Source organism: Nocardiopsis sp. NPDC058789, assembly GCF_042745575.1.
Classification (GTDB): Bacteria; Actinomycetota; Actinomycetes; order Streptosporangiales; family Streptosporangiaceae; genus Nocardiopsis; species Nocardiopsis eucommiae.
In genome coordinates, this window is the sequence record NZ_JBHYOW010000001.1 from 319,360 (window position 1) to 342,879 (window position 23,520).

Consider the following 23,520-nt stretch of genomic DNA (forward strand, 5'->3'; position numbering starts at 1 on the left):
CCAGCGTTGCACATGCGTGACCCGGAGAGCAACCCCCGGGTTGCATGATTCCCTCGCGCCCGACCCCGGACTAGAATCCGGCCACGGTCTAGGTTCGGAGTCCCCCCATGACCCCACTCCTGTGGTCCGGAGCCGCCGGTTCCTGGCTGTTCGTCGCCGTCTTCCTGCTGGACGGTCTCACACGACCCGGATACCACCCGGTCAGACACCCCGTGAGCGCACTCGCGCTGGGCCCGCGCGGGTGGGTCCAGACGGCCAACTTCCTCCTCTGCGGGCTGCTGGTCACGGCGGGGGCCCTCGCCCTGCCCGGCGCCACCGGCAGCACGGCCCTGGCCCTCGGCGTGGGAGCCCTGGGGTTGGGCCTCGTGGCCTCGGGAGCGTTTCGCATGGACCCGATGCGGGGCTACCCGCCCGGCACCCCCGACACCACGCCGGAGGAGTACTCCGCACAACACCAGACGCACGACTGGGCGGGCATGGTGGTGTTCCTGCTGCTGCCGGGGGTCCCGTTCATCGCGGTGTTCGGGCTCGACGACCCGGCCTGGAGGGTGGGGTCGGGGATCGTCGCCGCCGTGTCGGCGGTGGCCGCCGGCGCCTTCGGCCACCTGTGGGAGAGGGACGCACCCCGGACGGGCCTCGTCCAGCGAGCGGCGATCGCTGTCAGCCTGGTCTGGCTCGGCTGCCTCTTCGCCTGGGCGACTACCTGAAGTCCGCCGCGTGGTCACGCGCCCACTGTCGGCGACAGCCGAGTCGTTTCGGAGGTCGTGAGCTCGGAGCGTCCCCGGAAAAGCAGAAGGACCCGCGGGCGGGTTGCTGGGCAACCGACCACGCGGGTCCTGCTCGTGGAGCTATGGGGATTCGAACCCCAGACCTCCTCCATGCCATGGAGGCGCGCTACCAACTGCGCCATAGCCCCTGGTAGGCCGGACGGTTTCCCCGCTCGGCACACCTCAACTCTACAGGAAGTCAAGGGTGGGTGGGACCAGGGTCAAACCCGGGGTGGACGTCCGGTGTCCCGGTGCGCGGGGTCCGCTCACGGACGGGCCGAATACTCTGGGGAGGTGGCCGAATCAAAGCTTGAAATCCAGATGCTCCACGACCGCCTCCTCGTGAAGACGGTCCCGGACAAGAGTGAGCGGCGCAGCAGCGCGGGTCTGGTCATCCCGGACACGGTGAAGCTGGCGACCCGGCTGGCGTGGGGCGAGGTGCGCGGCGCCGGGACCGGCGCGCGCCACGTGAAGACCGGCGACCGCGTGCTCTTCGACCCCGAGGAGCAGGGTGAGGTCGAGCTGAACGGCGAGCGCTACGTCATCCTGCGGGAGCGGGACGTCCACGCGATCGCGAACGAGGCTCCGGACCGGGGCACCGGCCTCTACCTGTGACTCCACCGGCGGCCGGGCCCCGCCCGCCCGGTCAGCCCTGCCTCTCCCGCGAGACCGCCTTGACCAGCGACAGCACGCACATGTTGTGGGCCTCGAAGGCGGGGACCCTCGCCGAGCTCACGTACAGCCACCCCCCGTAGAGCGTGGACCACAGGAGCTGCTGCGCCCACAGCGGCGTGATCCGGGGGTCGATGGTGCCGTCCTCGTGCCCGCGCTCGACGACCTCGTAGAAGGCGAGGTCGCTGGGTCCGCACTCCTCCTCTTCCCGCTCCTGCGACGGGTCGTCTCCGCCGAAGGAGAGCATGGAGATCTTCTGGAGCGCGAAGTACTCGGACACGAGGCGGGAGAAGGCCTCGATGGCGGTGCCCTCCGTGGGGCGGGCGCGTTCGGTGGCCTCGTTGGCCAGTTCACTGGCGTAGTCGCCCAAGGCGGCGACGAGGTCGGCGCGTTCGGGGAAGTAGCGCTGGAGCGTGCTCCGGGCCACCCCGGCCCGCGTGGCCACGTGGGACAGCGGCGCGGCACGGTTCTCACCCAGCACGTCGACGGCGGCGTCGAGGATCGCCCGGCGGGTCCGTGCACGGGTTCTGGTCTCTTCCTCGGAGGGATCGCTCTTCACCATGCCCTCATAGTAGGGGCGTCGGTAATCTGTTGACAATAATCGGTCGCCTATGACCTAATTTCATCCATGACTGATCATCCACCGGCAGCACCGGCCCCACCCGACCCCAGACCCATGCCGGAGCCCCGCTTCGCCCAGCTGCGGGTGCTCTGGTCCTTCGTCCGCCCCCACCGGAACAAGCTCCTCCTGGGCCTGGTCCTCGCCCTGTTCGGCTCGGCCCTGGAGCTGGCCAACCCGATGGTGGTCAAGCTCGTGCTGGACACCATCTCCGACTCGGGCAGCCTCGCGATGCCCATCGCGATCCTGCTGAGCCTGTTCTGCGTCGGCCTGGTGACCGGTCTGTGGCACTGGATCGTGCTCGGCACCGTCGCGGAGAAGGTCGTCCTGGAGGCGCGCACCTCCCTCGTGCGCCGCTACTTCCGAGCCGCGCTGTTCCCGATGTCCAAGCGCCCCTCCGGCGAGCTCGTCACCCGGGCCACCTCGGACACCGTCCTCCTCAAGGAGGCCGCCTCCAGCAGCATCATCAGCCTGGTCAACGGCAGTGTCCTCATGGTGGGCACACTGATCATGATGGGCGTCCTGGACCTCGTCCTGCTGAGCGTCACGGTCGTCGCGGTGGTCGTCGTCACGGTCCTGTTCCTCACCCTGATGCCCGCCATCGCCAGGGCCCAGGAGAAGGCGCAGAACTCCCTCGGGCTCATGGGCGGGGTCCTCGACGGCTCCCTCCGCGCGATCCGCACAGTGAAGGTGAGCAGGGCCGAGGAGCGCCTGGGCTCGCAGATCCTCGAACACGCGGAAGACGCGACCCGGTACGGCATCCGTTCGGTCCGACGCGAGGCCGTGGCCTGGACCATCGCCTTCGGCGGGGTCCAGCTGGCGATCATCGCCATCCTCGGCGTGGGCGCGACGCGGGTGGCCTCCGGGGAGATCGCGGTCTCCACGCTGGTCGCGTTCCTGCTCTACGCCTTCACGCTGATGAATCCGGTCATGGAGCTCTCCCAGAGCGTGACCACCCTCCAGTCGGGCATCGCCGCCGCCAAGCGCATCCGGGAGGTGGAGGCCATCCCGCTCGAACCCACCGCCGAGGCCCCCTCCGGGAGCGCTCCGGCCGCCAGCAACGGTCACGGGAGCCCGCTGCTGGAGCTGCGCGGTGTCACCGCCCGCTACGCGCCCGGAGCCGCCGCCGCGCTGGAGCGGATCGACATGACCATCCCCCGGCGCGGGCACACCGCGATCGTCGGCCCCTCCGGGGCGGGCAAGACCACCGTCCTGTCCCTGCTCCTGCGGTTCCTGGAGCCGGAGGAGGGCCGGATCACCGTCAACGGCACGCCGTACCGGGAACTGTCCCCCCAGCAGGTGCGCGGGCACTTCGCCTACGTCGAGCAGGACACCCCGGTGGTGCCCGGGACCATCCGCGAGAACCTGCTGTTCACCAACCCGGAGGCGTCGGAGGAGGACGTTCGGCGGGTTCTGGACGAGGTGCTGCTGACCGACAAGGTCGCCGCTCTGGAGGAGGGGTTGGACACCCCGTTGGACGCCGGTTCGATCTCCGGAGGCCAGCGCCAGCGCATCGCCCTGGCCCGCGCCCTGCTCGGGTCCCCGGACGTGCTGCTCCTCGACGAGGCCACCTCACAGGTGGACGCGATCACCGAGGCGGCCATCACCCGCAGCGTGCGCGGGCACGCCGACCGTGCCGCGGTGGTGACCATCGCGCACCGGCTGTCCACGGTGATCCATGCCGACCGCATCCTGCTGCTGGAGGACGGGGGCATCCGCGCGCAGGGCACGCACGCGCGGCTCCTGGAGGAGGACGAGCTGTACCGGGACCTCGTCTCCGCGCTGCACATCGCGGACGTGGAGGGCCGCGACGAGGAGGTGGCCTCGGCCTGATCCCGTGGGAGACCGCCCCGCCGGGCGGTCTCCCGGGAATCCCCTGAAGGCGTTGACTTCCCGACCCTCCGGCCTAGCATGACCAGATAGACGAATCTGGTCATCAAGGCTGGACGGACCATGGTCCGACCACGGCATGGGCGAACTGGTCGCGCGCGGCGGACGCCGAGACCACCGACACCACGCCCGGCAAGGTGTGCTTCGCGCGCCTCGCCGACGACCTCGAAGCCCTCTGGAGCCGACCATGACCCTCCTCCCGCACGGTGCCCGTTCCGAGTACCTCGACCTCGACGGCGGCCGGGTCCGTGTCCTCCGCGGGGGATCGGCCGACGCCCCGCCCCTCCTGCTGGTCCACGGCGGCAGCAACGACAACGCGGCGATCTCCTGGTACCGGATGTTCACGGAGTTCGGCTCCGACCACAGCGTGATCGCGCCGGATCTGCCCGGGTTCGGCGGCACCGTGGGAATCGAGCCGCTGGGCGGACCGGCGGCGCAGGCCGACTTCCTGTCCCGGCTCCTGAGCGGGCTCGGAGTGGAGAGGGCCGTGGTCGCGGGCGTCTCGATGGGAGGTGACGTGGCCCTGAACCTGGCCCGGCGTCACCCGGACCGGGTCCGGGCGCTGGTCCTGATCGCCCCGGGCGGGCTGGGGGACCGTGTCGGGAACCGGTTCACACACAGAGCCGCCTGGTGGGCCGCACGGATGCCCGACCCGCTCCTGTTCCGGTTCTCGGCCCTGGCCAACCGGTTCGTCGGCCTGGCCCTGCGCGCGGTGGTCCACGACGTGTCGACGATGCCGCCCGAGGTCGTGGCGGAGTTCCGCCGCGAGGGGCGCCGTCCCGGCGCCTCGCTGGGATACCTCCGCTACAACCAGGCCAACCTCGGCCCCCACGGGATGCGCAACGACCTCCTGCCCGTGGTCGGGGAGATCAGCACCCCCACGCTCTTCTTCCACGGCGAGAGGGACCCGATCGTGCCGCTCCGGGGTTCCCGGCGGGCCGCCGAGCTGATGCCGGACGCCCGGCTCGTCACGGTCCCGGAGTGCGGGCACTGGGCGCAGCTGGAGGCACACGACCGGTTCGTCGAGGAGACCCGGGCCTTCCTGGACACCGTCGGGGGCTGAGCCCCCGAGTTCCGGGGAGGCCCGCGTCGGCGGTTCGGTGCGCAGCCACGACATGATCGGGCCCACGGGAACGACGAAGGCGGCCCTGCTCGCGCGTGATCGCGTGAGCAGGGCCGCCCTGATACGAGTGGAGCTATGGGGATTCGAACCCCAGACCTCCTCCATGCCATGGAGGCGCGCTACCAACTGCGCCATAGCCCCGTGTGGGAGTCGTGGAGGCGTGTGCCCCTCCGACTCCCTGAACCTTAGCGGAAGATGCGCGGTTCGTCTAAACGGATCAGGCGTCGTCGCTGAGCACCACGGGCTCGGGAAGGCTGGCGGCGTTGTGTTCCATGAGGCGCCAGGTGTCCCCCCGGGTCTGGAGCACGGACCAGCAGGCGTTGCTGAGCGGGCCGAGGATCTCGCGCTGCTCGTCGGGGACGCCGAGCATACGGGTGATGCCGATCCTCAGGGCCGCCCCGTGGCTGACGATGACCAGCAGCCCCCCGGGCGGGGTCCGGTCGATGCCCCGGTGGATGGCCGCGTGCATGCGGTCCCCCACGTCGGAGATGTGCTCCCCGTCGGGGATGTCCATCCGGGGGTGTTCCACGGGCCAGCGCGCGGCGAGCTCGGAGGACGTCTGCCCCTCCCAGGAACCGCCGAAGCGCTCCCGAAGCCCCTTGTCGTACTCCACGGGGAGTCCGGAGGAGCGGGAGAGGTACCCGGCGGTGTCCGCCGCGCGCCTGAGGTCGGACGCGACGATGAGGTCGGGCGTCAGTGTGGCGAGCAGCCGACCGGCCCGCTCGGCCTGTGCGTGGCCGACCGGGTCGAGGTCGATGTCGGTCTGTCCCTGGAAGCGCTTCTCGACGTTCCAGGCGGTGCGTCCGTGCCGCCAGAACAGCACACGAGGGGCGTCACTCACGTGGTGTGTCTCTCTAGTTCGACGTCTGGGCGGCCTCGGAGGTCACAGCTCGTCCAGCGGGGTGCGCTCGGCGCCCCGGGCGCTCTCCGGGAGTTCGATCTCCGGGCAGTCCTTCCAGAGGCGTTCGAGACCGTAGTAGCCGCGCTCCTCCTCGTGCTGGACGTGGACGACGATGTCGGCGTAGTCCAGGAGGACCCAGCGGCCGTCGCGCTCGCCCTCGCGGCGGACCGGCTTGGCGCCGGACTGGATGCGGAGCTGGTCCTCGATCTCGTCGACGATGGCGCGGACCTGACGGTCGTTGGGCGCCGAGCACAGGACGAAGGCCTCGGTGATGACGAGCTGTTCGCTGACGTCGTAGGCGATGATCTCCTGGGCGAGCTTGTCGGAGGCGGCCTCTGCGGCGACCTTGACGAGTTCCAGGGCCCTGTCGGTGGCTGTCACGTTGTGCCTGCTGCCTTACTTGTTCGGGGTGCGGGTCCGCGTGGCGCGGTCAGGACTCCAGGTAGAGCCCGGTCTTGTGGATGTAGCGGACGATGCCGTCGGGCACGAGGTACCAGATGGGTTCGCCCTTGCGTACGCGTTCGCGGCACTCAGTGGACGAGATGGCGAGCGCGGGGACCTCCACCAGGGAGACCTTGCCCTCGGGCAGGCCGGTGTCGCTGAGGTGGTGTCCGGGCCGGTTACAGCCTACGAAATGTGCGAGGTCGAAGAGTTCGTCGACGTTGTGCCAGCTCAGAATGGCGCCCAGCGCGTCGGCCCCGGTGATGAAGAAGAGCTCCACGTCGGGGCCGTAGGCGGCGCGCATCTGGCGGAGGGTGTCGAGGGTGTAGGTGGGGCCGGAACGGTCGATCTCGACGCGGTCGACCCTGAACTGGGGGTTCTCGGCGGTCGCGATGACCGTCATGAGGTAGCGGTCCTCGGAGGGCGTGACCTTGTCGAGGTCCTTCTGCCAGGGTTGCCCGGTGGGCACGAAGACGACCTCGTCGAGGCCGAAGAGGTGGGCGACCTCACTCGCGGCGACGAGGTGCCCGTGGTGGATGGGGTCGAAGGTGCCGCCCATGATGCCGACCCGGGTCGGCGCGGAGCCGTCCCGTCTCACGGGTGGGCTCCCTCCCTGGGAGCCGCCGGTGGCCTGGTGTGTCACTGTGCGCTCCGTTCGCTGCCGTCTTGCCGGTTTCGGCCAACCGAGATTAACCGACCCCGACGGATCGCGGGCGTGAAGGTCCTGGCAACACCAGGAACAAGGAGCGGGGCGCCCTGCTTCCCTCGGGGTTCGTGAAACACTCGCGAATCACGTCATATCTCGATGGCTCCGAACCGTGGCCAACGGGCATCGTGCCGCATAGCATGCCGTTATGGCCAACTCACCAGACCGCGTACGCGTCCGGCTCACCGATATCTCCCCGCGTGCCTACGAGCACCCCGCCGACCGCGGCGCCCTGGTAGCGCTGCGTTCGCTGTCCGGCTTCGACACCCTCGTCAAGTCACTGTTCGGGCGGATCAACGAGCGCTCGCTCCGCCTGATGTTCCTCTCCAGCGCGGTGCGGGTCAGCCCCACCCAGTTCCCGGAGCTGCACGACTACCTCCGCGACGCCGCCTACGTCCTGGACCTGGACGAGGTGCCCGAGCTCTACGTGAAGATGGACCCCCAGCCCAACGCCATGGCGATCGGCCGCAAGAAGCCGTTCATCGTCATGACGACCGGTCTGTTCGACCTCTTCAACGCCGAGGAGAAGCGGTTCGTCATCGGCCACGAGGTCGGTCACGTGCTGAGCGGACACTCCGTGTACCGCACCATCCTCCTCCTGCTGGTGTGGCTCTCCACCAAGATCATGTGGATTCCGCTGGGCGCCATCGCGATCCAGGCGATCCTCGCGGGCCTGCGGGAGTGGCAGCGCAAGTCGGAGCTCTCCAGCGACCGCGCCGGGCTTCTGACCTGCCAGAACCCCGAGGCCGCCAAGAGTGCCCTGATGAAGCTGGCCGGTGGGTCGAACCTGTCCCAGATGAACCCCGACGCGTTCATGGAGCAGGCTCGCGAGTACGAGGGCGGCGGCGACGCCGTGGACAGCGTGCTCAAGCTGATGACCACCCTTCCGCAGAGCCACCCGTTCGCGGTGGTCCGGGTGGCCGAGCTCCACCGGTGGACCGAGAGCGGTGAGTACCAGCGGATCCTGGACGGCCAGTACCCGCGCCGCGCCTCCGACAAGGACGCCAGTGTCTCCAAGGAGGCGAGCGGCGCGGCCAACTCCTACCGGGAGGGCTGGAGCCGTTCCTCCGACCCGCTGGTGAAGACCATCCGTGACGTGGCGGGCGGCGCGGGGCGCGCCGGCGGGCAGATCTTCGACACGGTGGCCGACCGCTGGCGGGGTGGCCAGAGCGGCGGCACCGAGGGCGACAGCACCAGGAACTAGCTTCCCTGACACGGGGCGGCGTCCGGTTCCGGCCGGGCGCCGCCCTCCGTCGTGCCCGGGGGTGCGGCGGTCAGCCCCAGCCGTGCGCGAGCGCGTCGCGCACCTGGCGCCAGGCGGCGCGTTCGGGGTCGATGACGGCGAAGTGGTCGATGCCCGGGACCTCCCGGTAGTCAACGGTCTCCCCGGCGGCGCGGGCCGCGGCCACGTAGTCCCGGCTGTGCTCGACCGGCACCCGCTGGTCCGCGTCGCCGTGGACCAACAGCTGCGGCACTCCGAACGGAACCCGGTACCGGGGAGAGGACTCGGCGTAGAGCGCGGGCCCGGGGTCGGGTCCGAGGAAGGGAGCGACGGCGCCCTCCCCCAGCTCGGCCTCGGCGCAGCGGCGCAGGTCGGTGATGGGCGCGATGGGCACCACGGAGGTCACCGGCGAGTCGGCGGCCGTCATCAGGGCGAGGTGTCCCCCGGCGGAGTGGCCGATCGACACCACCCGGGAGGTGTCCAACCCCGGGTCGTGTTCCGCCGTCTCCGCGAGGAGGTCGAGGGCGCGGGCGACGTCGTCGCGGGTCTGCGGCCAGCCGCCTCCGTCCGCGCCGGTGCGCCGGTACTCGACGTTCCACACCGCCCACCCGGAGTCGGCGAGGTCGCGGGCGATCGGGTCCATCAGGTGGGCGTCGTGCAGGTCGCGCCACCAGCCGCCGTGCAGGAGCACCGCCACGGGGGCGGGACCCTCGGTGCGGCGCGGGTCCCAGCGGTGGACGATCTGGCTGGGGTGCTCACCGTAGGGCGTCGTCGTCACCGTGGTCCTCCGTCGTTCGGGGCCGGGTCCGTCCCGGGGGCGTCCGGGCGCCACCGCCGGTGCCGGGTGGTCGTTGTCTCGGAGGAACGTAGCAGGTCGAGTCGGGGGCGGGGCCCGTCGGTCCGGCCGGTGGGCGGCCTGCGGCTGCCCGCTCTGAAGGGGACGGGCCAGGTGGCCCCCGGTCCGGAGTAGCCCTGATCAGCGGCGGCGTGCAGGGTCCACTGGGGGTCGTACAGGTGGGGGCGGGCCAGGGCGCAGAGGTCGGCCCGGCCCGCGAGGACCGTGGAGTTGACGTCGTCGTGGGAGGAGAGGGCGCCGACCGCGATGACCGGCACACCGAGTTCGCGGCGGATGCGTTCGGCGAAGGGCACCTGGTAGCTGCGGCCGAAGGCGGGGCGCTCGTCCGGGGTGACCTGGCCCGTGGAGACGTCGATGGCGTCCGCGCCCGCCTCGACCAGGGCTCGGGCGATACGGACGGAGTCGTCGGCGGTGGTGCCGTCCCCGACCCAGTCGGTGGCGGAGATCCGGACGGTGAGGGCCTTGTGGTCGGGCCACGCGGCGCGGACCGCGGCCAGGACCTCCAGGGGGTAGCGGAGCCGTCCGGTCAGGTCTCCCCCGTAGTGGTCGGCGCGGTGGTTGGTGACCGGGGACAGGAAGGAGGAGAGCAGGTAGCCGTGGGCGCAGTGGAGTTCGAGGAGGTCGAACCCGGCGCGGTCGGCGGAGCGGGCGGCGGAGACGAAGTCGTCGCGGATCGCGGCCATGGCGGCGGGGTCGAGTTCCCGCGGGACCTGGTTCACCCCGTCCCGGTAGGGCAGCGGTGAGGGGGCGACCAGGGGCCAGTTCCCGGCGTGCAGGGGTTGGTCGATGCCCTCCCACATGAGGCGGGTGGAGCCCTTGCGTCCGGCGTGGCCGAGCTGCACGCCGATCCTGGCCGCGCTGTGGGTGTGCACGAACTCGGTGACGCGGCGCCAGGCGGCCTCGTGCGCGGGCGTGTACAGGCCCGCGCAGCCGGGGGTGATGCGGGCGTCGGCGGACACGCAGACCATCTCGGTCATGACCAGCCCGGCCCCGCCCAGGGCCTTGCCGCCCAGGTGGACGAGGTGGAAGTCGCCGGGAAGGCCGTCCGTGGCGGAGTACATGTCCATGGCCGAGACGACCACCCGGTTGTCCAGTTCCAGGGGCCCCAGCCGGAAGGGATGGAACATGGGCGGTCGTGGCGCGGGTTCGGCGGGGATGGTCTCCGCTGTCGCCGCGCCGCCCTCCGGAGCGCGTTCCGCCGCGACCTCACCGGCGAACCACCGGTCCACGCGCGCGACGAACCCGGGGTCGCGCAGGCGCAGGTTGTCGTAGGTGACGCGACGGCTGCGGGTGAGCAGGTCGAAGGCGAACTGGAGCGGTTCCGCGTCGACGTGCCGGGCGATGTCCTCGAACCACTCCAGGCTGGCCCGGGCGGCGCGCTGGGTACTGGCCACGACGGGACGGCGCTCGTCCTCGTAGGCACCGAGTGCCGCCTCGACGGTGGGCTGTTCCCTCAGGCACGCGGCGAGGGCGAGCGCGTCCTCCATGGCCAGTTTGGTGCCGGAACCGATGGAGAAGTGGGCGGTGTGCGCGGCGTCCCCGACAAGGACGATGTTGCCATGGCGCCAGGTGCGGTTGCGCACGGTGGTGAATCGCTGCCAGCGGGAGTGGTGGGGACGGAGGCGGTGCCCGCGCAGCACCTCGGCGAAGAGGTCCTCGCACCGGGCGATCGCCGCGAGGTCGCTTTCCCCCGGCGCCAGGTCGCGGTCGAGGAACCCGGCCCCGCGCCACACGTCCTCGGCCATCTCGACGATGAAGGTGCTGGAGTCGGTGGAGTACGGGTAGCAGTGCAGCTGCATGACCCCGTGCGGCGTCTCCAGGACGTGGAAGTTGAAGGCGTCGAAGACGAGGTCGGTGCCGAGCCACATGAAGCGGTTGCGGTGCCGTTGGAGCTCGGTGCCGAAGGCGGTGGGGCGGGCGGACCGGGTGTGGCTGTTGACTCCGTCGGCGGCGACGACCAGGTCGTGGGTGGCTGCCAGCTCGGCGGCGGGTGGGGCCTCGGTGCGGCCGAGGACCCGGACCCCGAGTTCGGCGCAACGGGCGCGCAGGATCCCGAGGAGTCGGCGGCGGCCGATGGCGGCGAAGCCGTGCCCGCCGGAGGTGGTGACGGTGCCGCGGTGGTGGACGTCGATGTCGTCCCAGCGGGCGAACTCGGAGGCCATGGCCTCATAGACGGCCGGGTCGGCGTGTTCGATCCCGCCGAGGGTCTCGTCGGAGAGCACCACCCCGAACCCGAAGGCGTCGTCGAGGGCGTTGCGTTCGTAGACGGTGATGTCGTGGGTGTGGTCCAGCTGTCGGGCCAGGGCCGCGAAGTAGAGCCCGGCCGGGCCCGCCCCGATACACGCGATACGCATCGTCTGCCTTCCTGTTCGCCGGGCTTCCGTGTCCGTTCGCCGGGGTGGGAACGCGCCCCGGGTGCCCGGACGGCGCCCTCCCGGGGACGCTCCTCACTCCTCGTCGGCGGCGCCCTCCCGGAGCCGGAAGCGCTGGAGTTTGCCGGTGGCGGTGCGGGGCAGCGCGGTGCGGAAGACGACGGCGCGCGGGGTCTTGTAGGGCGCGATGCGTGCGCGCACGTGTTCCTTGAGCCGGTCGGCCAGGGCGGCGTCCGGGGTGCTCCCCCGGCGCGGGACCACGTGGGCGTGGACCACCAGGCCCCGGTCCGGGTCGCGGGCGCCGACCACGGCCGCCTCCTCGACCTCGGGCGAGGTCAGCAGGGCCTCCTCCACCTCGGCGGGAGCGATGTTGTACCCGGCGGAGACGATCATGTCGTCGCTGCGGGCCCGGTACCAGAAGTAGCCGTCCTCGTCCCGCACGTACGTGTCCCCCGTGTGGTTCCAGCCGTGGCGGACGTACTCGCGCTGGCGGTCGTCGGCCAGGTAGCGGCAGCCGACCGGGCCCCGGACCGCGAGGTGCCCGGGCTCCCCGTCGGGGACGGGCCGCCCCTGGTCGTCGAGGATCCGGGCCTCGAATCCGGGTACGGGGCGCCCGGTGGAGCCGGGGCGCATGTGTTCATCCGTGGCGGAGACGAAGATGTGCAGCATCTCCGTCGCGCCGATGCCGTCGAGCATCCGGATACCGGTGGCCTCGTACCAGGCCCGCCACGTGGCGGCGGGCAGGTGTTCCCCTGCGGAGACGCACCGGCGCAGCGAGGACAGGTCACGGTCACCGATCCGCGTGAGCATGGTGCGGTAGGCGGTGGGTGCGGTGAACACGATCGTGGCGCCCCGTTCGCTGACGGCGTCCAGGAGGGCCTCGGGGCGCGGGCGTTCGAGGAGGATCGTGGCGGCCCCGGCCCGCAGCGGGAAGATCAGGAGTCCGCCGAGGCCGAAGGTGAACGCGAAGGGCGGGCTGCCGACGAAGAGGTCGTCCGGCACGGGCCGGAGGATGTGGGCGGAGTAGGTGTCCGCGACGGCGAGGACGTCCCGGTGGAAGTGGACGCAGCCCTTGGGGTCGCCGGTCGTGCCGGAGGTGTAGGCGATCATGCAGGCGTCGTCTGCGGCGGTGGGCACCGCGGTGAAGTCCGCGGGCGTCCCGTCGGCCCGGGGTCCGGCGATCCGCGCGGCGAGGTCGTCGGGACCGTCGCCGCCGTACACCAGGAGGTCCGGGGCCTGGTCTCCGAGGTTCGCGGAGGCCTCGGTGAGGTCGTCGAGGAACCGGGCGTCGCAGACCGCGTGGGAGACCTCGGCGGAGCGGAGGAGAGTGGTGAGCTCCCCGGCGCGCAGGACCGGCAGGACGGTGACCACCACTCCCCCGGCCTTGAGGATCGCCAGCCAGCAGGCGGCCAGCCAGGGGGAGTTGGGCCCGCGCAGCAGGACCCGTCGCCCCGGGCGCAGGCCGTGTTCGTCGACGAGCACGTGGGCGATCCGGTCCACCCGCTCGCGGAGCTGGCCGTAGGTGAGGCTCTCGTGGTCACCGATGACGCAGGGGCGGTCCGCGCCGAGGCGCGCGATCGTGCCGTCGAGCAGTTCCGCCGCGCAGTTGAGGAGCTCGGGGTGGTCCAGCGGCCGGATCAGCGGCCACTCCTCGGGCGGGGGCAGGTGGTCCCGGGTGAAGGTGTCCTCGTGTGCCGTGGGTGTGAGGGTCACGGCCGCGTGTTTCGGGGTCGCGGAAGGGTCGTCGGAGTGGTCGGGGCGGTCGGCCGGGTTCTGGTTCGACATGCTGGACCTCCGAGGTGCGGGGGACTTCGGCCGGCTACAGGTGGCGGGCGATGATCTGGCGCTGGACCTCCGACGCCCCTTCGTAGATCCGCGGGGCGCGCACCTCCCGGTAGAGGTGTTCGAGCAGGTGCCCCCGGCGCAGGGCGCGGGCTCCGTGCAGCTGCACGGCGGCGTCCACCACGTACTGGGCCGTCTCGGTGGCGAAGAGCTTGGCCATGGCGGCCCTGAGGGTGACGTCCGGGCCGCCGGTGTCGTACTCGGCGGCGGCCGCGTGGACGAGGAGCCGGGCCGCCTCGGTCCGGGTGGCCATCTCCGCGAGCGTGTGCGCGACCGTCTGGAGGGAGCCCAGCGGGCCGCCGAAGGCCTGGCGGTGCGCCGTGTGCTCCCGTGTCGCGGCGAGGGCGGCGTCGGCCATGCCGACGGCGAAGGCCCCGACGCTGGGACGGAACAGGTCGAGGGTGCGCATGGCCACCGCGAACCCCTGGTCGGGCGGGCCCACGACGTCGTCGGGGCCCACCTCGACCCCGTCGAACACCAGGTGGCCCAGAGCGTGCGGGGAGAGCATCTCCAGCGGGGATCCGGAGAGTCCGGGCCGGTCGGCCGGGACGCAGAAGGCGGTGACCCCTCGGGAGCGGGTGCCGGGGGTGGTGCGGGCGAACACGGTGTAGAAGTCGGCGTCGGGAGCGTTGGAGATCCAGGTCTTCTCGCCGTGCAGTCGCCAACCCGTGCCCGAGGGTTCGGCCCGGAGCGCGAGCGCGGCGGCGTCGGAGCCCGCGTCGGGTTCGGTGAGGGCGAAGGCCGCGACGGCCCGGCCCGAGGCGGCCTCGGGGACCCAGCGTCGGCGCTGGTCGTCGGTGCCCGACTGGAGGAGCGGATAGGTGCCCAGCCCCTGGAGTGCGAGGGCGGTCTCGGCGTGGGTGTCGACACGGGCGAGGTGCTCCCGTAGCTGGCACAGGCGGGCGGCGGGCGCCTCCCGGAGGGGACCGCCCTCCGCCGTACCGGGGAAGAGCGCCGGGAGGAGGCCCGACTCCCCGAGGCGGAGGAGCAGGGGGCGGTCCACCCGGCCCGTGGGCGGGGAGGCGGTGGCGGTGGCGGTGGCGGCCGTGGACGGTCTCGGGGCGAAGTCGGCGGCGCGCTCCCGGACCCAGCGCGCGAAGTGGTGGTCGGTGTCGACGCGGGGCAGCTCCATGGGTGACCTCGGCTCTCGTCAGTACGTGATCCACCCCACACCGCAAATGTACAATAACCGTGACGATCGTCAAGAGGCCGATATGGAGTCTCTTTCACAGTGCTCCGAACCGCCGGTGACGACGGGGATCGTCCCAGGACCGCGCGCGGCGGCCGCTATCGTGTCCGCGTGACGTCCAACACCGACCGGCCAGCCGGAAGCGCCGATCCCCCTCCGGACACCCCCGTCGCCTCCGCGACGGACACGGAGCGACGGCGGCCGAGGGCCCTGATCGTCTCCTTCTTCGGCTCCTACGCCCGTGACGTGGGCGGCTGGATCGGGGTCTCCGACCTCATCGCGCTGATGTCCGGGCTCGACGTGGACGGGCCCGCCGTCCGCTCGGCCGTGTCCCGGCTCAAGCGGCGGGGACTCCTGACCTCCGAACGTCTCGGCGGGGTGGCCGGGTACCGCCTCTCCGACCAGGGACGACGCATTCTCGCGGAGGGCGACCAGCGCATCTTCGGCCATCGGGTCGCCCGTGTCCAGGACGGTTGGGTACTCGTGGTGTTCTCGGTGCCCGAGTCCGAGCGGCACCGCCGCCACGCCCTGCGCACCCAGCTCACCCGGCTCGGCTTCGGCACCACCGCGGCCGGGGTGTGGATCGCCCCGGCCCACCTGACGGAGCAGGCCCGCGCCGTGCTCCGGGACCTCGGTTTGGAGGAGCACGCGGAGCTCTTCCACGCCTCCTACCTGGACTTCCGCGATCTCACCGCGTCCGTGGCGCGCTGGTGGGACCTGCCCGAGCTCCAGGCGATGTACGAGGGGTTCCTCGATGAGCACGAACCCGTGGCGGCGGCCTGGCGCCGCCGGGGCGCCCGTGCCCTCCGCTCCCCAGAGGAGCGTGCGACGGCCTTCGCGGACCACCTGCGGGCGGTGGACGCCTGGCGGCGGATGCCGTTCCTCGACCCGGGTCTGCCGCCGGAGCTGCTCCCCGACCGCTGGGCGGGCAGCCGTGCGGCACGGGTCTTCTTCGAGCTGCACGCCCTGCTCCACGGTCCGGGCCTGGAGCACGTCCGCGCCGCCGCCACCCTGGGGCCGGACGACTCGTGGCGGTGACCGCCCGGCTCACCGGTCCGGCGTCAGTGGGCGGGCCCGGGGATCACGGCGAGGCCGACCAGCTCGACCAGCGCACCGGGTTCGAAGAGCTCGACCACCCCCAGCAACGCCATCGCCGGGTAGTGACGGCCCAGGTGGGAACGGTAGGCACGGCCGATGTCACGCGCGGCGGCCCGGTATCCGGGGACGTCGGTGGTGTAGATGGTCAGGCTCACGAGGTGTTCGGGCGCTCCCCCACAGGCACGGAGGGCGGTGACGACGTTGCCGAGGGCCACCCCGAACTGCTCCGGCAGGGTACGGGCCGCCAGCGCGCCGTCCGGCCCCGAGGCGATCTGCCCGGCCAGGTGGACCGTGCGTCCGGGGGCGGGCAGTACCGCGTGGGAGAAGCCCGAGGCGGGGCCGAGCTCGGGCGGGTTGACCGGTGTGTGCGGACTCGGGGGATGTCCGGGTTCCACGCGCTCCTCCTCCACTAGCGCCCCTTCCACGAGGGTTCGCGGCGGCCGGTGAAGGCCGCGTGGAACTCGGCGTAGTCGGCGCTCTTCATCAGCAGCGCCTGGGTCACGGCCTCCAGCTCGATCGCCCCGGACAGGCCCATGTCCAGTTCGCGGGAGAGCAGCGCCTTGGTCTGCGCGTAGCCGAAGGCGGGCCCCTCGGAGAGCCGGGTGGCCAGCCGGGTGACGGCCTCGTCCAGCGCGTCGTCCTCGACCAACTCGCTGACCAGCCCGTAGCGGTCGGCCTCCGTGGAGTCGAGGGTGTCCCCGAGCATGAGGATCTTCGTGGCGTTGCCCAGGCCCACCATGCGCGGGAGCAGGTAGGCGGCGCCCATGTCGGCGCCGGACAGGCCCACCTTGGTGAACAGGAAGGCGAAGCGGGCGGAGCGGGTGACGACGCGGAAGTCGGCGGCCAGGGCCAGGACCGAGCCCGCACCGGCCGCGATCCCGTGCACGCCCGCGATCACGGGGACGGGGCACTCGCGCATGGCCCGGACCACCTCGCCGGTCATCCGGGTGAAGGCGAGCAGGTCGTCGGGGTCCATCTCCAGGGTCCGGCCGATGATCTCGTCGACGTCCCCGCCCGAGCAGAACCCCCGGCCGCCCCCGCGCAGCACGAGGACGCGGGTGTCACCCCGGTGCGGGAGTTCGGTGAGCAGGTCGCGCAGGTCGGCGTAGGCATCGAAGGTCAGGGCGTTGAGTCGGTCCGGCCGGTCGAGGGTCAGGGTGGCCACCCCGTCCGCCCGGTGGAGGTCGAAGTTGCGCCAGTGCTCGGTCAGGGGCGCGGACGCCCGGAAGGGGCTCATCGGTGGGTTCCTCCGCCGTCGATGGTCAGCGACTGGCCGTTGACGGCTCCGGCCAGGGGGCTCGCGAGGTAGGTGACGGCGGCCGCCACCTCGTCGGGTTCGATGAGTCGGCCGAGCGGGCCGGACGTGGCCAGGACCTCCTCGGCCTGTTCGAGGCCACGCCCCGTGCGTTCGGCTATGCGGGCCACGGAGCGCTCGGTCATGGGAGTGCGGACGAAGGAGGGGCACACGGCGTTGCTGGTGACGCCGGTGCCCACGACCTCGGCCGCCACCGCTCGCGCCAGGCCGAGCATCGCGTGTTTGGAGGCGGTGTAGGCGGCGGTGTAGCGGGAGCCGGTGTGCGCGGCGGTGGAGGCGATGAAGACGATTCGCCCCTGGTCGCGGGCGAGCATGCCCGGCAGGAGCGCCCGGGTGAGCAGGAAGGCGGAGGTGGTGTTGGTGCGCAGGTGGGTGTCCCACAGGTCGAGGTTGGTGCCGCGCAGGGGGGCGCTCCGTGCCGTGCCCGCGTTGTTGACCAGGACGGACACCTCTCCGAGGTGGTCCGCCAGGGACTCCACCGCCTGTTCGTCGGTGATGTCGCAGATCCGGGTGGTGACGTTGAGGCCGTGTGCGCGGGCCCGGCGCTCCAGGGCGGCGAGCCGACCGGAGTCGCGCCCGAGGGCGACCACCTCGTCGCCCTCACTCGCCAGGGCGAACACGATGGCCCGCCCGATCCCGCCGGAGCCACCGGAGACCACGACACGCCGTTCGGAGTCAGCCATGCCCGGAATGTATCACCGGACCATGACCGTCGTCACTGCTACGACATAACTGTGGTGATTGTGGGACAGATGGGGGTGAAGGGGGAACCGTGGAGGGTCGGGCCACACGAGAACAGCGCCGACGGCAGGGGCCGTCGGCGCTGCGGAGGGGTACCGGACCTGAGCGGCCGGATCGACCGGAAGGCGGGACCTCCTAGAAGGCGGGACCGGCTTCGAGGGCGTCCGCGATGGTCTGGGCGCGGAGCTCCTCCACCGTCTCCTCCAGGTCGGCCTCGTGCGCCTCGAACTCGGCGGTCACCTCGGCGGCCAGCGCCCGCAGCGCGACCTCCTGGGTGACGATGCCGCCGCGCACGCGGTTGTTGTCGCCGACCTGCGCGGTCGGGCTGTTGTCGGAGGTGGTCAGGTCGCCGCCCACGATGTTGTTGTCGACGTACACGCCACCGGAGACGCCGGTGACCGTCAGGTCGCCGTCGATGTAGTTGAGCGAGCTGGCGAAGCCCGCCTCCGCGCCGGCGCCCACGGCCACCGGGCCGTTGCCGCCGGTGTAGGTCGCGTCACCGATGACCTCGCTGTCGGCGAGGATGCCACCGGCCGCGGCGTCGGTGACGGAGAGGTCTCCGCGCACCACGCTGTCGAAGATGTCCACGTACTCCACGCCCTCGGCGGTCACGCCGCCCAGGCGGGAGTCGGTCACGTAGACCTCACCGACGCTGGCGTCGACGGAGGAGGCGGAGGAACCGACCACGAAGACGAAGCCGTCGTTGTCGGCGCCCTCGGCGGGCACGGCGCTCAGACCGGCGACCGAGGTGCCCTTCTCCAGGTAGGTCCCGTAGGAGCCCGTGTTGACGACGTCACCGGCGACCTCGGTGTCGGAGGCGTCGAAGTAGCCACCCTTGGAGACGGTCACGCCGCCGTCGATCTGGCCACCGACGACGTGCAGGTTGGCGTCGCCCTCGACGGTGACCTTGCCCTGGATGACGGTGCCGTCAAGGAAGCAGCTCGCACCGGCCGGGACCTTGAGATCAGTGGGCAGGGTGACCGCGCCACCGTGCCCCGAGCAGAGAGTGATCAGGTCCGCCTGGGCGGGGGCTGCCATGAGGGTGACGCCGCCGATGGCCAGGGCCGCGGTGGCGGTGGACGCAGCGATCTTGCTCCCGAACTTCATGCGGGGGAATTCCTTTCGTCGTGACCGGTGGGGTCCGACGCTCCTGATGAGGGTGCGGGAAGAGCGCCTGGGGACACCACAGAGAAAGTACCGACCCCGCAGCGCTTTGGGAATACTTGCAGGAGAAGATTCGCTTCTGTCCAGGTTTCGGGAAGAAGAACATACCTGGTGACGTGTGTTACCCGAGGAGCGGCGGACCAGTCCTGGTGGGCCCGCGCCTGGCCGGAACCGCGAGACGGGAATGGCCGCCCGGACGTCCGGGCGGCCATTCCCGGTCCCGTCGACGGTCACCCGACTACTTCAGGTGACCGTCCCCGGTGACCACGTACTTGGTCGAGGTCATTTCGGTGAGCCCCATCGGGCCCCTGGCATGCAGTTTCTGGGTGGAAATGCCGATCTCCGCGCCGAAGCCGAACTCCCCGCCGTCGGTGAAGCGCGTGGACGCGTTCACCATCACCGCCGCCGAGTCCACCCGGGCCACGAAGTACCGGGAGGTGCGGAGCGAGTCGGTGACGATCGCCTCGGTGTGCCGGGTGGAGTACCGCCTGATGTGCGCGATCGCCGCGTCCACGTCCGGGACCACCCGGACGGCCAGGTCCAGGGACAGGTACTCCGTGGCCCAGTCCTCCTCCGTGGCCTCGACCACCGTGGCGCCGGTCGGGTGGGCGGCGGCGACGGCGAGGACGCGTTCGTCACCGTGCACGGTCACCCCGGCCTCGGCCAGGGACGAGAGCACGCGCGGCAGGAAGTCCGCCGCGACCGCCTGGTGTACCAGCAGGGTCTCGGCGGAGTTGCACACCGAGCAGCGCTGGGCCTTGGCGTTGGTCGCGATGGCCACCGCCTTGTCGAGGTCGGCGTCGGCGTCCACGTACACGTGGCACAGACCCTCGCCGGTCTCGATGACGGGGACGGTGGAGTCGCGGACCACGGCCTGGATGAGCGAGCCGCCGCCGCGCGGGATGAGCACGTCCACGAGTCCACGGGCCCGCATCAGCGCGGTGGAGGACTCCCGGGTGCGGCCGGGGACCATCTGGACCGCGTCGACCGGGACCCCCGTGCCCTCCAGGGCGTCGCGCAGCACCGTCACGATGGCGGTGTTGGAGTCGTAGGCGGAGGAGGAACCGCGCAGCAGGGCCGCGTTGCCGCTCTTGAGGCAGAGGGCGGCGGCGTCCGCGGTGACGTTGGGACGCCCCTCGTAGATGATGCCGACCACCCCGAGCGGAACCCTGATCTGACGCAGGTCGAGGCCGTTGGGCAGGACGCCGCCGCGCACGGACTCACCGACGGGGTCCGGGAGCTCGACGATCTCGCGAACCGCCTCCGCGATCGCCTCGATCCGGGCCGGGTTCAGGGTGAGGCGGTCGATCATGGCCGGGCTGGTTCCGTCCAGGCGGGCCCGCTCGACGTCCGCCGCGTTGGCGGCCGTGATCTCGTCCGCCCGCTTGACCAGGGCGTCCGCGATGGCCAGCAGGGCACGGTCCTTCACCGACCGGCTGAGCGGGGCGAGCTCGGCCGCCGCGTCCTGGGCACGTTCGGCTACCGCGTGGACCACGCGCTCGATGTCACTCATGGCAGTCATCCTTGTCGGGGCTTCCTTGCTCGGGAGGCCGCCCGGCCGGTGAACCCACCCCTTCGTAGGGCACCGGACCAGGGGGATCTCCCTCAGCGTATAGCGCCGCGCACCCGGACACACGGAGTTATCCACAGGGTGAGACGGCGGCGCGACCCGCGACCGCTCAGCTCCAGCCGTAGCGCTCCCGCAGGACCGCGGCGACCTTCCAGAACAGGTCCTCGTCCATGACGGCGGCCTCCCTGCGGATGGCCGCCTCGTCGAACTCGAAGAGGCGGTCCACCCGAACGAAGGAGTCGCGGCCCTCCCGGTCCCAGGCGCCCGCGCCGATCGGCAGCCAGTCCTGGCGTTCGTGCTCGTCGGGGACCTGCGTGGAGAGCATGAGTCCGTGCAGGTCGCGCCCCCGCCGCCCCACCACGAGCAGGGGTCGGTCCTTGCCCTGGGTGGCGTCCTCCTCGTAGGGCACCCAGGTCCAGACGATCTCGCCCGCGTCGGCGAGACCGTCCTTCTCCGGTGAGTAGACGAGTCGGGTGGCGTTGCGCCCGGTGGGGACCTCGCGGACCGCGCCCTCCTGCGGGTGGGACTCGGTGCCCTGCTGGAGTCCGCCCCGTTGCTGGGTGTCACCGTCGCGCCGGGTGCCGTCGTTCCGTCGGGGGCCGCCCTGCGGCGGGTTTCCGTGCTGTGTCGTGTGTTGGCTCACGCACCGCATCCTAGGACCCGCAACGCGTCGGCGCACGGGGCGCCCGGGGCGGTCGTCCGCCCGATCAGTCCAGGTCCAGCAGTGCTCCCAGGGCCCGGACGCAGTGGTCGGCCTCCTCGACCGGGCCGGTGGTGCGCCGGTCGGCGGGGACGGCGGACCAGCGCAGGGCTCGGGCCTCCAGGTAGGCGGTCCAGGCGTCGGTGACCGGGGCCACCGTCTCGGGGGCGTCCAGCAGGGCACGCACGCGGGCACCCATGGTCTCGCGCAGGTCCTCCACGCGGGCGCCCTCCAGGGTCACCGCTCCCCCGCCGAACACCAGCGCCGCGTACGAGGCCCGGCGCCGGTCCACCTGCTCGAAGTAGCGTTCCGCGAACTGGGCCACCGCGTCCCAGCCGGAGCGGTCACCGTCGGGCGCGGTGTTGCGGAGCACGCGCCGTCCGGCGGCGGCCACCACGGCGTCGTGGAAGGCGGTCTTGTTGGGGAAGTAGTGGAAGAGCAGCCCTCGGGAGATGCCGGCCTCACGGGCCACCTCGTCCACCGCCAGCTCCTGGATGGGGCGTTCCACCAGCATGCGCAGGCCGATCCCGACCAGTTGGCGCCTGCGCTCGTCCTGGGTCATCCGCGTCCGTCGCGGGGCTGCCTCGCTCACCCTGTTGAGCATTGCTCAACAAGACCGTAGTGTCAACGACATGGACTTCGCACCCTCCCCCCGCGTCGCCGCGCACGAACCCGCGACCCACGGGGTCCGACGATGACCGCCCCCGGGCGGGGCGCCCCTCCCGGCGGCTCCGGCCGCCGCGTCCTGGTCACCGGAGGCGCCTCCGGGCTCGGCGCCGCCCTGGTCTCCGCGTTCGCCGCACGCGGGGACCGGGTGATCGCCACCGACCTGGCCGCGGACGCGCCCGACACCCTTCCGGACGGGGTCGGCTACCTGTGTCTGGACGTGACCTCCGACGACGACTGGGCGTCCGCCCTCGCCCACGTCGAGGAGCGGTGGCGCGGGCTCGACGTGCTGGTCAACAACGCGGGGATCGCCGCCGGCGGACGGATCGACGTCCTCACCGTCGAGGACTGGCGGCGGATCACCGAGATCAACCTGTTCGGCGTGGTTCGGGGCTGCCGCGTGTTCACCCCGCTGTTCAAGCGCCAGGGCTCGGGGCACCTCGTCAACGTCGCCTCCATGGCGGGGCTCGTGCACCCGCCGGTGATGAGCTCCTACAACGCGGTCAAGGCGGCGGTCGTCGCGCTCAGCGAGACCCTCCAGCACGAGCTCGCCCCCTACGGCGTCACCACCTCGGTGGTGTGCCCGTCGTTCTTCCGCACCAACCTGGCCTCCTCCCTCAGCGGCAGCGACCCCGAGGTGGAGGCCTCCGCCGTTCGGCTGATCGACGGGTCGCGCCTGTCCGCCGACGAGGTCGCCGCCCGGGTGCTCCGTGGGGTGGACCGGAGAAGACCCGTCATCCTCACCGACCGGGCCGGACGGACGGCGGTCCGCGCCAAACGGTGGCTGCGGCCCCTCTACGACCGCGCGATGCGCGGGGTGGCCGAGGGTGTGCGCCGCCGCGTCGATCCCACCTCCACCGCACCCGACCACACCACGGAGAAGGCATGAGCAGGGGAACCGTCGTGATCACCGGGGCCTCGGCGGGACTGGGCGCGGAGATGGCCCGCCAGTTCGCCGCCCTCGGCTACGACCTCGGACTGTGCGCCCGTCGGACCGCGCCGATGACCGCCCTCCGGGACGAGATCGCGCGGTCCCACCCCGACCGCCGCGTGGAGCTGCGGGCCCTGGACGTCACCGACGACGAGGCGGTCCACCGGGTCTTCGGGGAGTTCACGACCGAGTTCGGCACCGTGGACCGGGTCATCGTCAACGCCGGGCTGGGCAAGGGTGCCGCGCTCGGCACCGGTCGCCACGACGCCAACCGCCAGACGGCCATGACCAACTTCGTGGGCGCCCTCGCCCAGGCGGACGCCGCCATGGAGATCTTCCGCGCGCAGGAGCGCGGTCACCTCGTGCTGGTCTCGTCCATGTCGGCCCTGCGCGGCATGCGCAGGGCCATGACCGTCTACGCCGCCACCAAGGCCGGGGTCGCCGCCATCGCGGAGGGACTGCGTTCGGAGGGCGTGCCCGGCCTGGACGTCTCGGTGATCTATCCCGGCTACATCCGCTCGGAGATGAACGAGCACGTCACCCAGCGGACCCGGTTCATGGTCGAGACCGAGGTGGGCGTCCGGGCGATGGTCGCGGCCATCGAGAGGCGCCGGGTGCGGGCGTACGTCCCCGCCTGGCCCTGGGTACCCATCGGCTTCCTGATGAGGCGGCTGCCGCTGTCCGTGGTCAGGAGGCTGACGTGAGCCGAGCGGCAGCTGGCAGGGCGGCCGTCCC

The 23,520-nt window shown here is 71.9% G+C and carries 23 protein-coding genes and 2 tRNA genes; 8 read left to right on the forward strand and 17 right to left on the reverse strand.

Annotation, left to right across the window (positions count from 1 at the left end; translation table 11 throughout):
- Window positions 1-107 precede the first annotated feature (107 nt).
- On the forward strand, window positions 108-707 hold the full coding sequence (locus tag ACFW3L_RS01400; RefSeq protein WP_378735079.1) for a DUF998 domain-containing protein: 600 nt from the start codon (window positions 108-110) through the stop codon (window positions 705-707).
- A gap of 136 nt (window positions 708-843) precedes the next feature.
- On the opposite strand, the gene ACFW3L_RS01405 is transcribed toward ACFW3L_RS01400, so the two are convergent.
- Window positions 844-916 (reverse strand) — tRNA-Ala (locus ACFW3L_RS01405).
- A 172-nt stretch (window positions 917-1,088) separates the two neighbouring features.
- Between ACFW3L_RS01405 and ACFW3L_RS01410 the strand changes: the two genes are divergently transcribed.
- Window positions 1,089-1,382, forward strand: a complete 294-nt coding sequence (locus tag ACFW3L_RS01410; RefSeq protein WP_017545236.1) for a co-chaperone GroES — start codon at window positions 1,089-1,091, stop codon at window positions 1,380-1,382.
- Window positions 1,383-1,413: 31 nt separating this feature from the next.
- Here ACFW3L_RS01410 and ACFW3L_RS01415 read toward each other — a convergent pair whose 3' ends face one another.
- Window positions 1,414-2,001 carry a TetR/AcrR family transcriptional regulator gene (locus ACFW3L_RS01415; RefSeq protein WP_378735081.1) on the reverse strand — a complete coding sequence of 196 codons (588 nt, stop codon included), beginning with the start codon at window positions 1,999-2,001 and terminating at the stop codon, window positions 1,414-1,416.
- Between the two features lie 144 nt (window positions 2,002-2,145).
- Here ACFW3L_RS01415 and ACFW3L_RS01420 point away from each other — a divergent pair, with 144 nt between their 5' ends.
- Both ACFW3L_RS01420 and ACFW3L_RS01425 read left to right on the forward strand, forming a co-directional pair.
- Complete coding sequence (locus tag ACFW3L_RS01420) at window positions 2,146-3,891, forward strand: ABC transporter ATP-binding protein (RefSeq protein WP_378735378.1); 1,746 nt, start codon at window positions 2,146-2,148, stop codon at window positions 3,889-3,891.
- Between the two features lie 244 nt (window positions 3,892-4,135).
- Window positions 4,136-5,011, forward strand: a complete 876-nt coding sequence (locus ACFW3L_RS01425; protein WP_378735083.1) for an alpha/beta fold hydrolase — start codon at window positions 4,136-4,138, stop codon at window positions 5,009-5,011.
- A gap of 128 nt (window positions 5,012-5,139) precedes the next feature.
- Here ACFW3L_RS01425 and ACFW3L_RS01430 read toward each other — a convergent pair.
- The 4 genes from ACFW3L_RS01430 to nadD all read right to left on the reverse strand — a co-directional run bounded on the left by ACFW3L_RS01430 (window position 5,140) and on the right by nadD (window position 7,011).
- A tRNA-Ala gene (locus ACFW3L_RS01430) sits at window positions 5,140-5,212 on the reverse strand.
- 76 nt (window positions 5,213-5,288) lie between these two features.
- A complete protein-coding gene (locus ACFW3L_RS01435; protein WP_378735085.1) occupies window positions 5,289-5,912 on the reverse strand; it encodes a histidine phosphatase family protein in 624 nt (207 codons plus the stop codon).
- Window positions 5,913-5,954: 42 nt separating this feature from the next.
- Window positions 5,955-6,353: a ribosome silencing factor gene (gene rsfS, locus ACFW3L_RS01440; protein ID WP_378735087.1), complete on the reverse strand. Its 399-nt coding sequence runs from the start codon at window positions 6,351-6,353 to the stop codon at window positions 5,955-5,957.
- Between the two features lie 49 nt (window positions 6,354-6,402).
- A complete protein-coding gene (nadD, locus tag ACFW3L_RS01445; RefSeq protein ID WP_304413744.1) occupies window positions 6,403-7,011 on the reverse strand; it encodes a nicotinate-nucleotide adenylyltransferase in 609 nt (202 codons plus the stop codon).
- 256 nt (window positions 7,012-7,267) lie between these two features.
- Here nadD and ACFW3L_RS01450 point away from each other — a divergent pair, with 256 nt between their 5' ends.
- Window positions 7,268-8,323 carry a M48 family metallopeptidase gene (locus ACFW3L_RS01450; protein WP_378735090.1) on the forward strand — a complete coding sequence of 352 codons (1,056 nt, stop codon included), beginning with the start codon at window positions 7,268-7,270 and terminating at the stop codon, window positions 8,321-8,323.
- 70 nt (window positions 8,324-8,393) lie between these two features.
- On the opposite strand, the gene ACFW3L_RS01455 is transcribed toward ACFW3L_RS01450, so the two are convergent.
- The 4 genes from ACFW3L_RS01455 to ACFW3L_RS01470 form a co-directional block, all read right to left on the reverse strand.
- Window positions 8,394-9,119 (reverse strand): alpha/beta hydrolase family protein, encoded by a 726-nt coding sequence (locus ACFW3L_RS01455; RefSeq protein ID WP_378735092.1) that lies wholly within the window; start codon window positions 9,117-9,119, stop codon window positions 8,394-8,396.
- Window positions 9,116-11,551, reverse strand: coding sequence for a bifunctional salicylyl-CoA 5-hydroxylase/oxidoreductase (locus tag ACFW3L_RS01460; protein ID WP_378735094.1), 2,436 nt, complete (start codon window positions 11,549-11,551; stop codon window positions 9,116-9,118). Before ACFW3L_RS01460 ends, ACFW3L_RS01455 begins: the two co-directional genes overlap by 4 nt.
- Window positions 11,552-11,644: 93 nt before the next feature.
- Window positions 11,645-13,354, reverse strand: a complete 1,710-nt coding sequence (locus ACFW3L_RS01465) for an AMP-binding protein (protein WP_378735096.1) — start codon at window positions 13,352-13,354, stop codon at window positions 11,645-11,647.
- 34 nt (window positions 13,355-13,388) lie between these two features.
- Window positions 13,389-14,543 (reverse strand): acyl-CoA dehydrogenase family protein, encoded by a 1,155-nt coding sequence (locus ACFW3L_RS01470; RefSeq protein WP_378735098.1) that lies wholly within the window; start codon window positions 14,541-14,543, stop codon window positions 13,389-13,391.
- A 168-nt stretch (window positions 14,544-14,711) separates the two neighbouring features.
- On the opposite strand from ACFW3L_RS01470, the gene ACFW3L_RS01475 reads away from it, so the two are divergent.
- Window positions 14,712-15,638 carry a PaaX family transcriptional regulator C-terminal domain-containing protein gene (locus ACFW3L_RS01475; RefSeq protein ID WP_378735100.1) on the forward strand — a complete coding sequence of 309 codons (927 nt, stop codon included), beginning with the start codon at window positions 14,712-14,714 and terminating at the stop codon, window positions 15,636-15,638.
- A gap of 23 nt (window positions 15,639-15,661) precedes the next feature.
- Here ACFW3L_RS01475 and ACFW3L_RS01480 read toward each other — a convergent pair whose 3' ends face one another.
- The 7 genes from ACFW3L_RS01480 to ACFW3L_RS01510 form a co-directional block, all read right to left on the reverse strand.
- Window positions 15,662-16,093, reverse strand: a complete 432-nt coding sequence (locus ACFW3L_RS01480; RefSeq protein ID WP_378735102.1) for a RidA family protein — start codon at window positions 16,091-16,093, stop codon at window positions 15,662-15,664.
- A 14-nt stretch (window positions 16,094-16,107) separates the two neighbouring features.
- Entirely contained in the window at window positions 16,108-16,935 is an 828-nt protein-coding gene (locus tag ACFW3L_RS01485; RefSeq protein WP_378735104.1) for an enoyl-CoA hydratase family protein, read from the reverse strand.
- Complete coding sequence (locus ACFW3L_RS01490; protein WP_378735106.1) at window positions 16,932-17,696, reverse strand: SDR family NAD(P)-dependent oxidoreductase; 765 nt, start codon at window positions 17,694-17,696, stop codon at window positions 16,932-16,934. The genes ACFW3L_RS01485 and ACFW3L_RS01490 overlap by 4 nt, the downstream gene beginning before the upstream one ends.
- A gap of 193 nt (window positions 17,697-17,889) precedes the next feature.
- Window positions 17,890-18,861: a hypothetical protein gene (locus tag ACFW3L_RS01495; RefSeq protein WP_378735108.1), complete on the reverse strand. Its 972-nt coding sequence runs from the start codon at window positions 18,859-18,861 to the stop codon at window positions 17,890-17,892.
- A gap of 295 nt (window positions 18,862-19,156) precedes the next feature.
- Window positions 19,157-20,431: a glutamate-5-semialdehyde dehydrogenase gene (locus ACFW3L_RS01500; RefSeq protein WP_378735110.1), complete on the reverse strand. Its 1,275-nt coding sequence runs from the start codon at window positions 20,429-20,431 to the stop codon at window positions 19,157-19,159.
- 166 nt (window positions 20,432-20,597) lie between these two features.
- Window positions 20,598-21,131 carry a type II toxin-antitoxin system PemK/MazF family toxin gene (locus ACFW3L_RS01505; RefSeq protein ID WP_378735112.1) on the reverse strand — a complete coding sequence of 178 codons (534 nt, stop codon included), beginning with the start codon at window positions 21,129-21,131 and terminating at the stop codon, window positions 20,598-20,600.
- A gap of 64 nt (window positions 21,132-21,195) precedes the next feature.
- On the reverse strand, window positions 21,196-21,780 hold the full coding sequence (locus ACFW3L_RS01510) for a TetR/AcrR family transcriptional regulator (RefSeq protein WP_378735115.1): 585 nt from the start codon (window positions 21,778-21,780) through the stop codon (window positions 21,196-21,198).
- Window positions 21,781-21,882: 102 nt separating this feature from the next.
- On the opposite strand from ACFW3L_RS01510, the gene ACFW3L_RS01515 reads away from it, so the two are divergent.
- Together ACFW3L_RS01515 and ACFW3L_RS01520 are read left to right on the forward strand one after the other, a co-directional pair.
- The gene (locus ACFW3L_RS01515) at window positions 21,883-22,743 is read left to right on the forward strand and encodes an SDR family NAD(P)-dependent oxidoreductase (RefSeq protein ID WP_378735117.1); all 861 of its coding nucleotides are present in this window, start codon (window positions 21,883-21,885) and stop codon (window positions 22,741-22,743) included.
- Window positions 22,740-23,489, forward strand: coding sequence for an SDR family oxidoreductase (locus tag ACFW3L_RS01520; RefSeq protein WP_378735119.1), 750 nt, complete (start codon window positions 22,740-22,742; stop codon window positions 23,487-23,489). The genes ACFW3L_RS01515 and ACFW3L_RS01520 overlap by 4 nt, the downstream gene beginning before the upstream one ends.
- The last annotated feature ends 31 nt before the right edge of the window (window positions 23,490-23,520 follow it).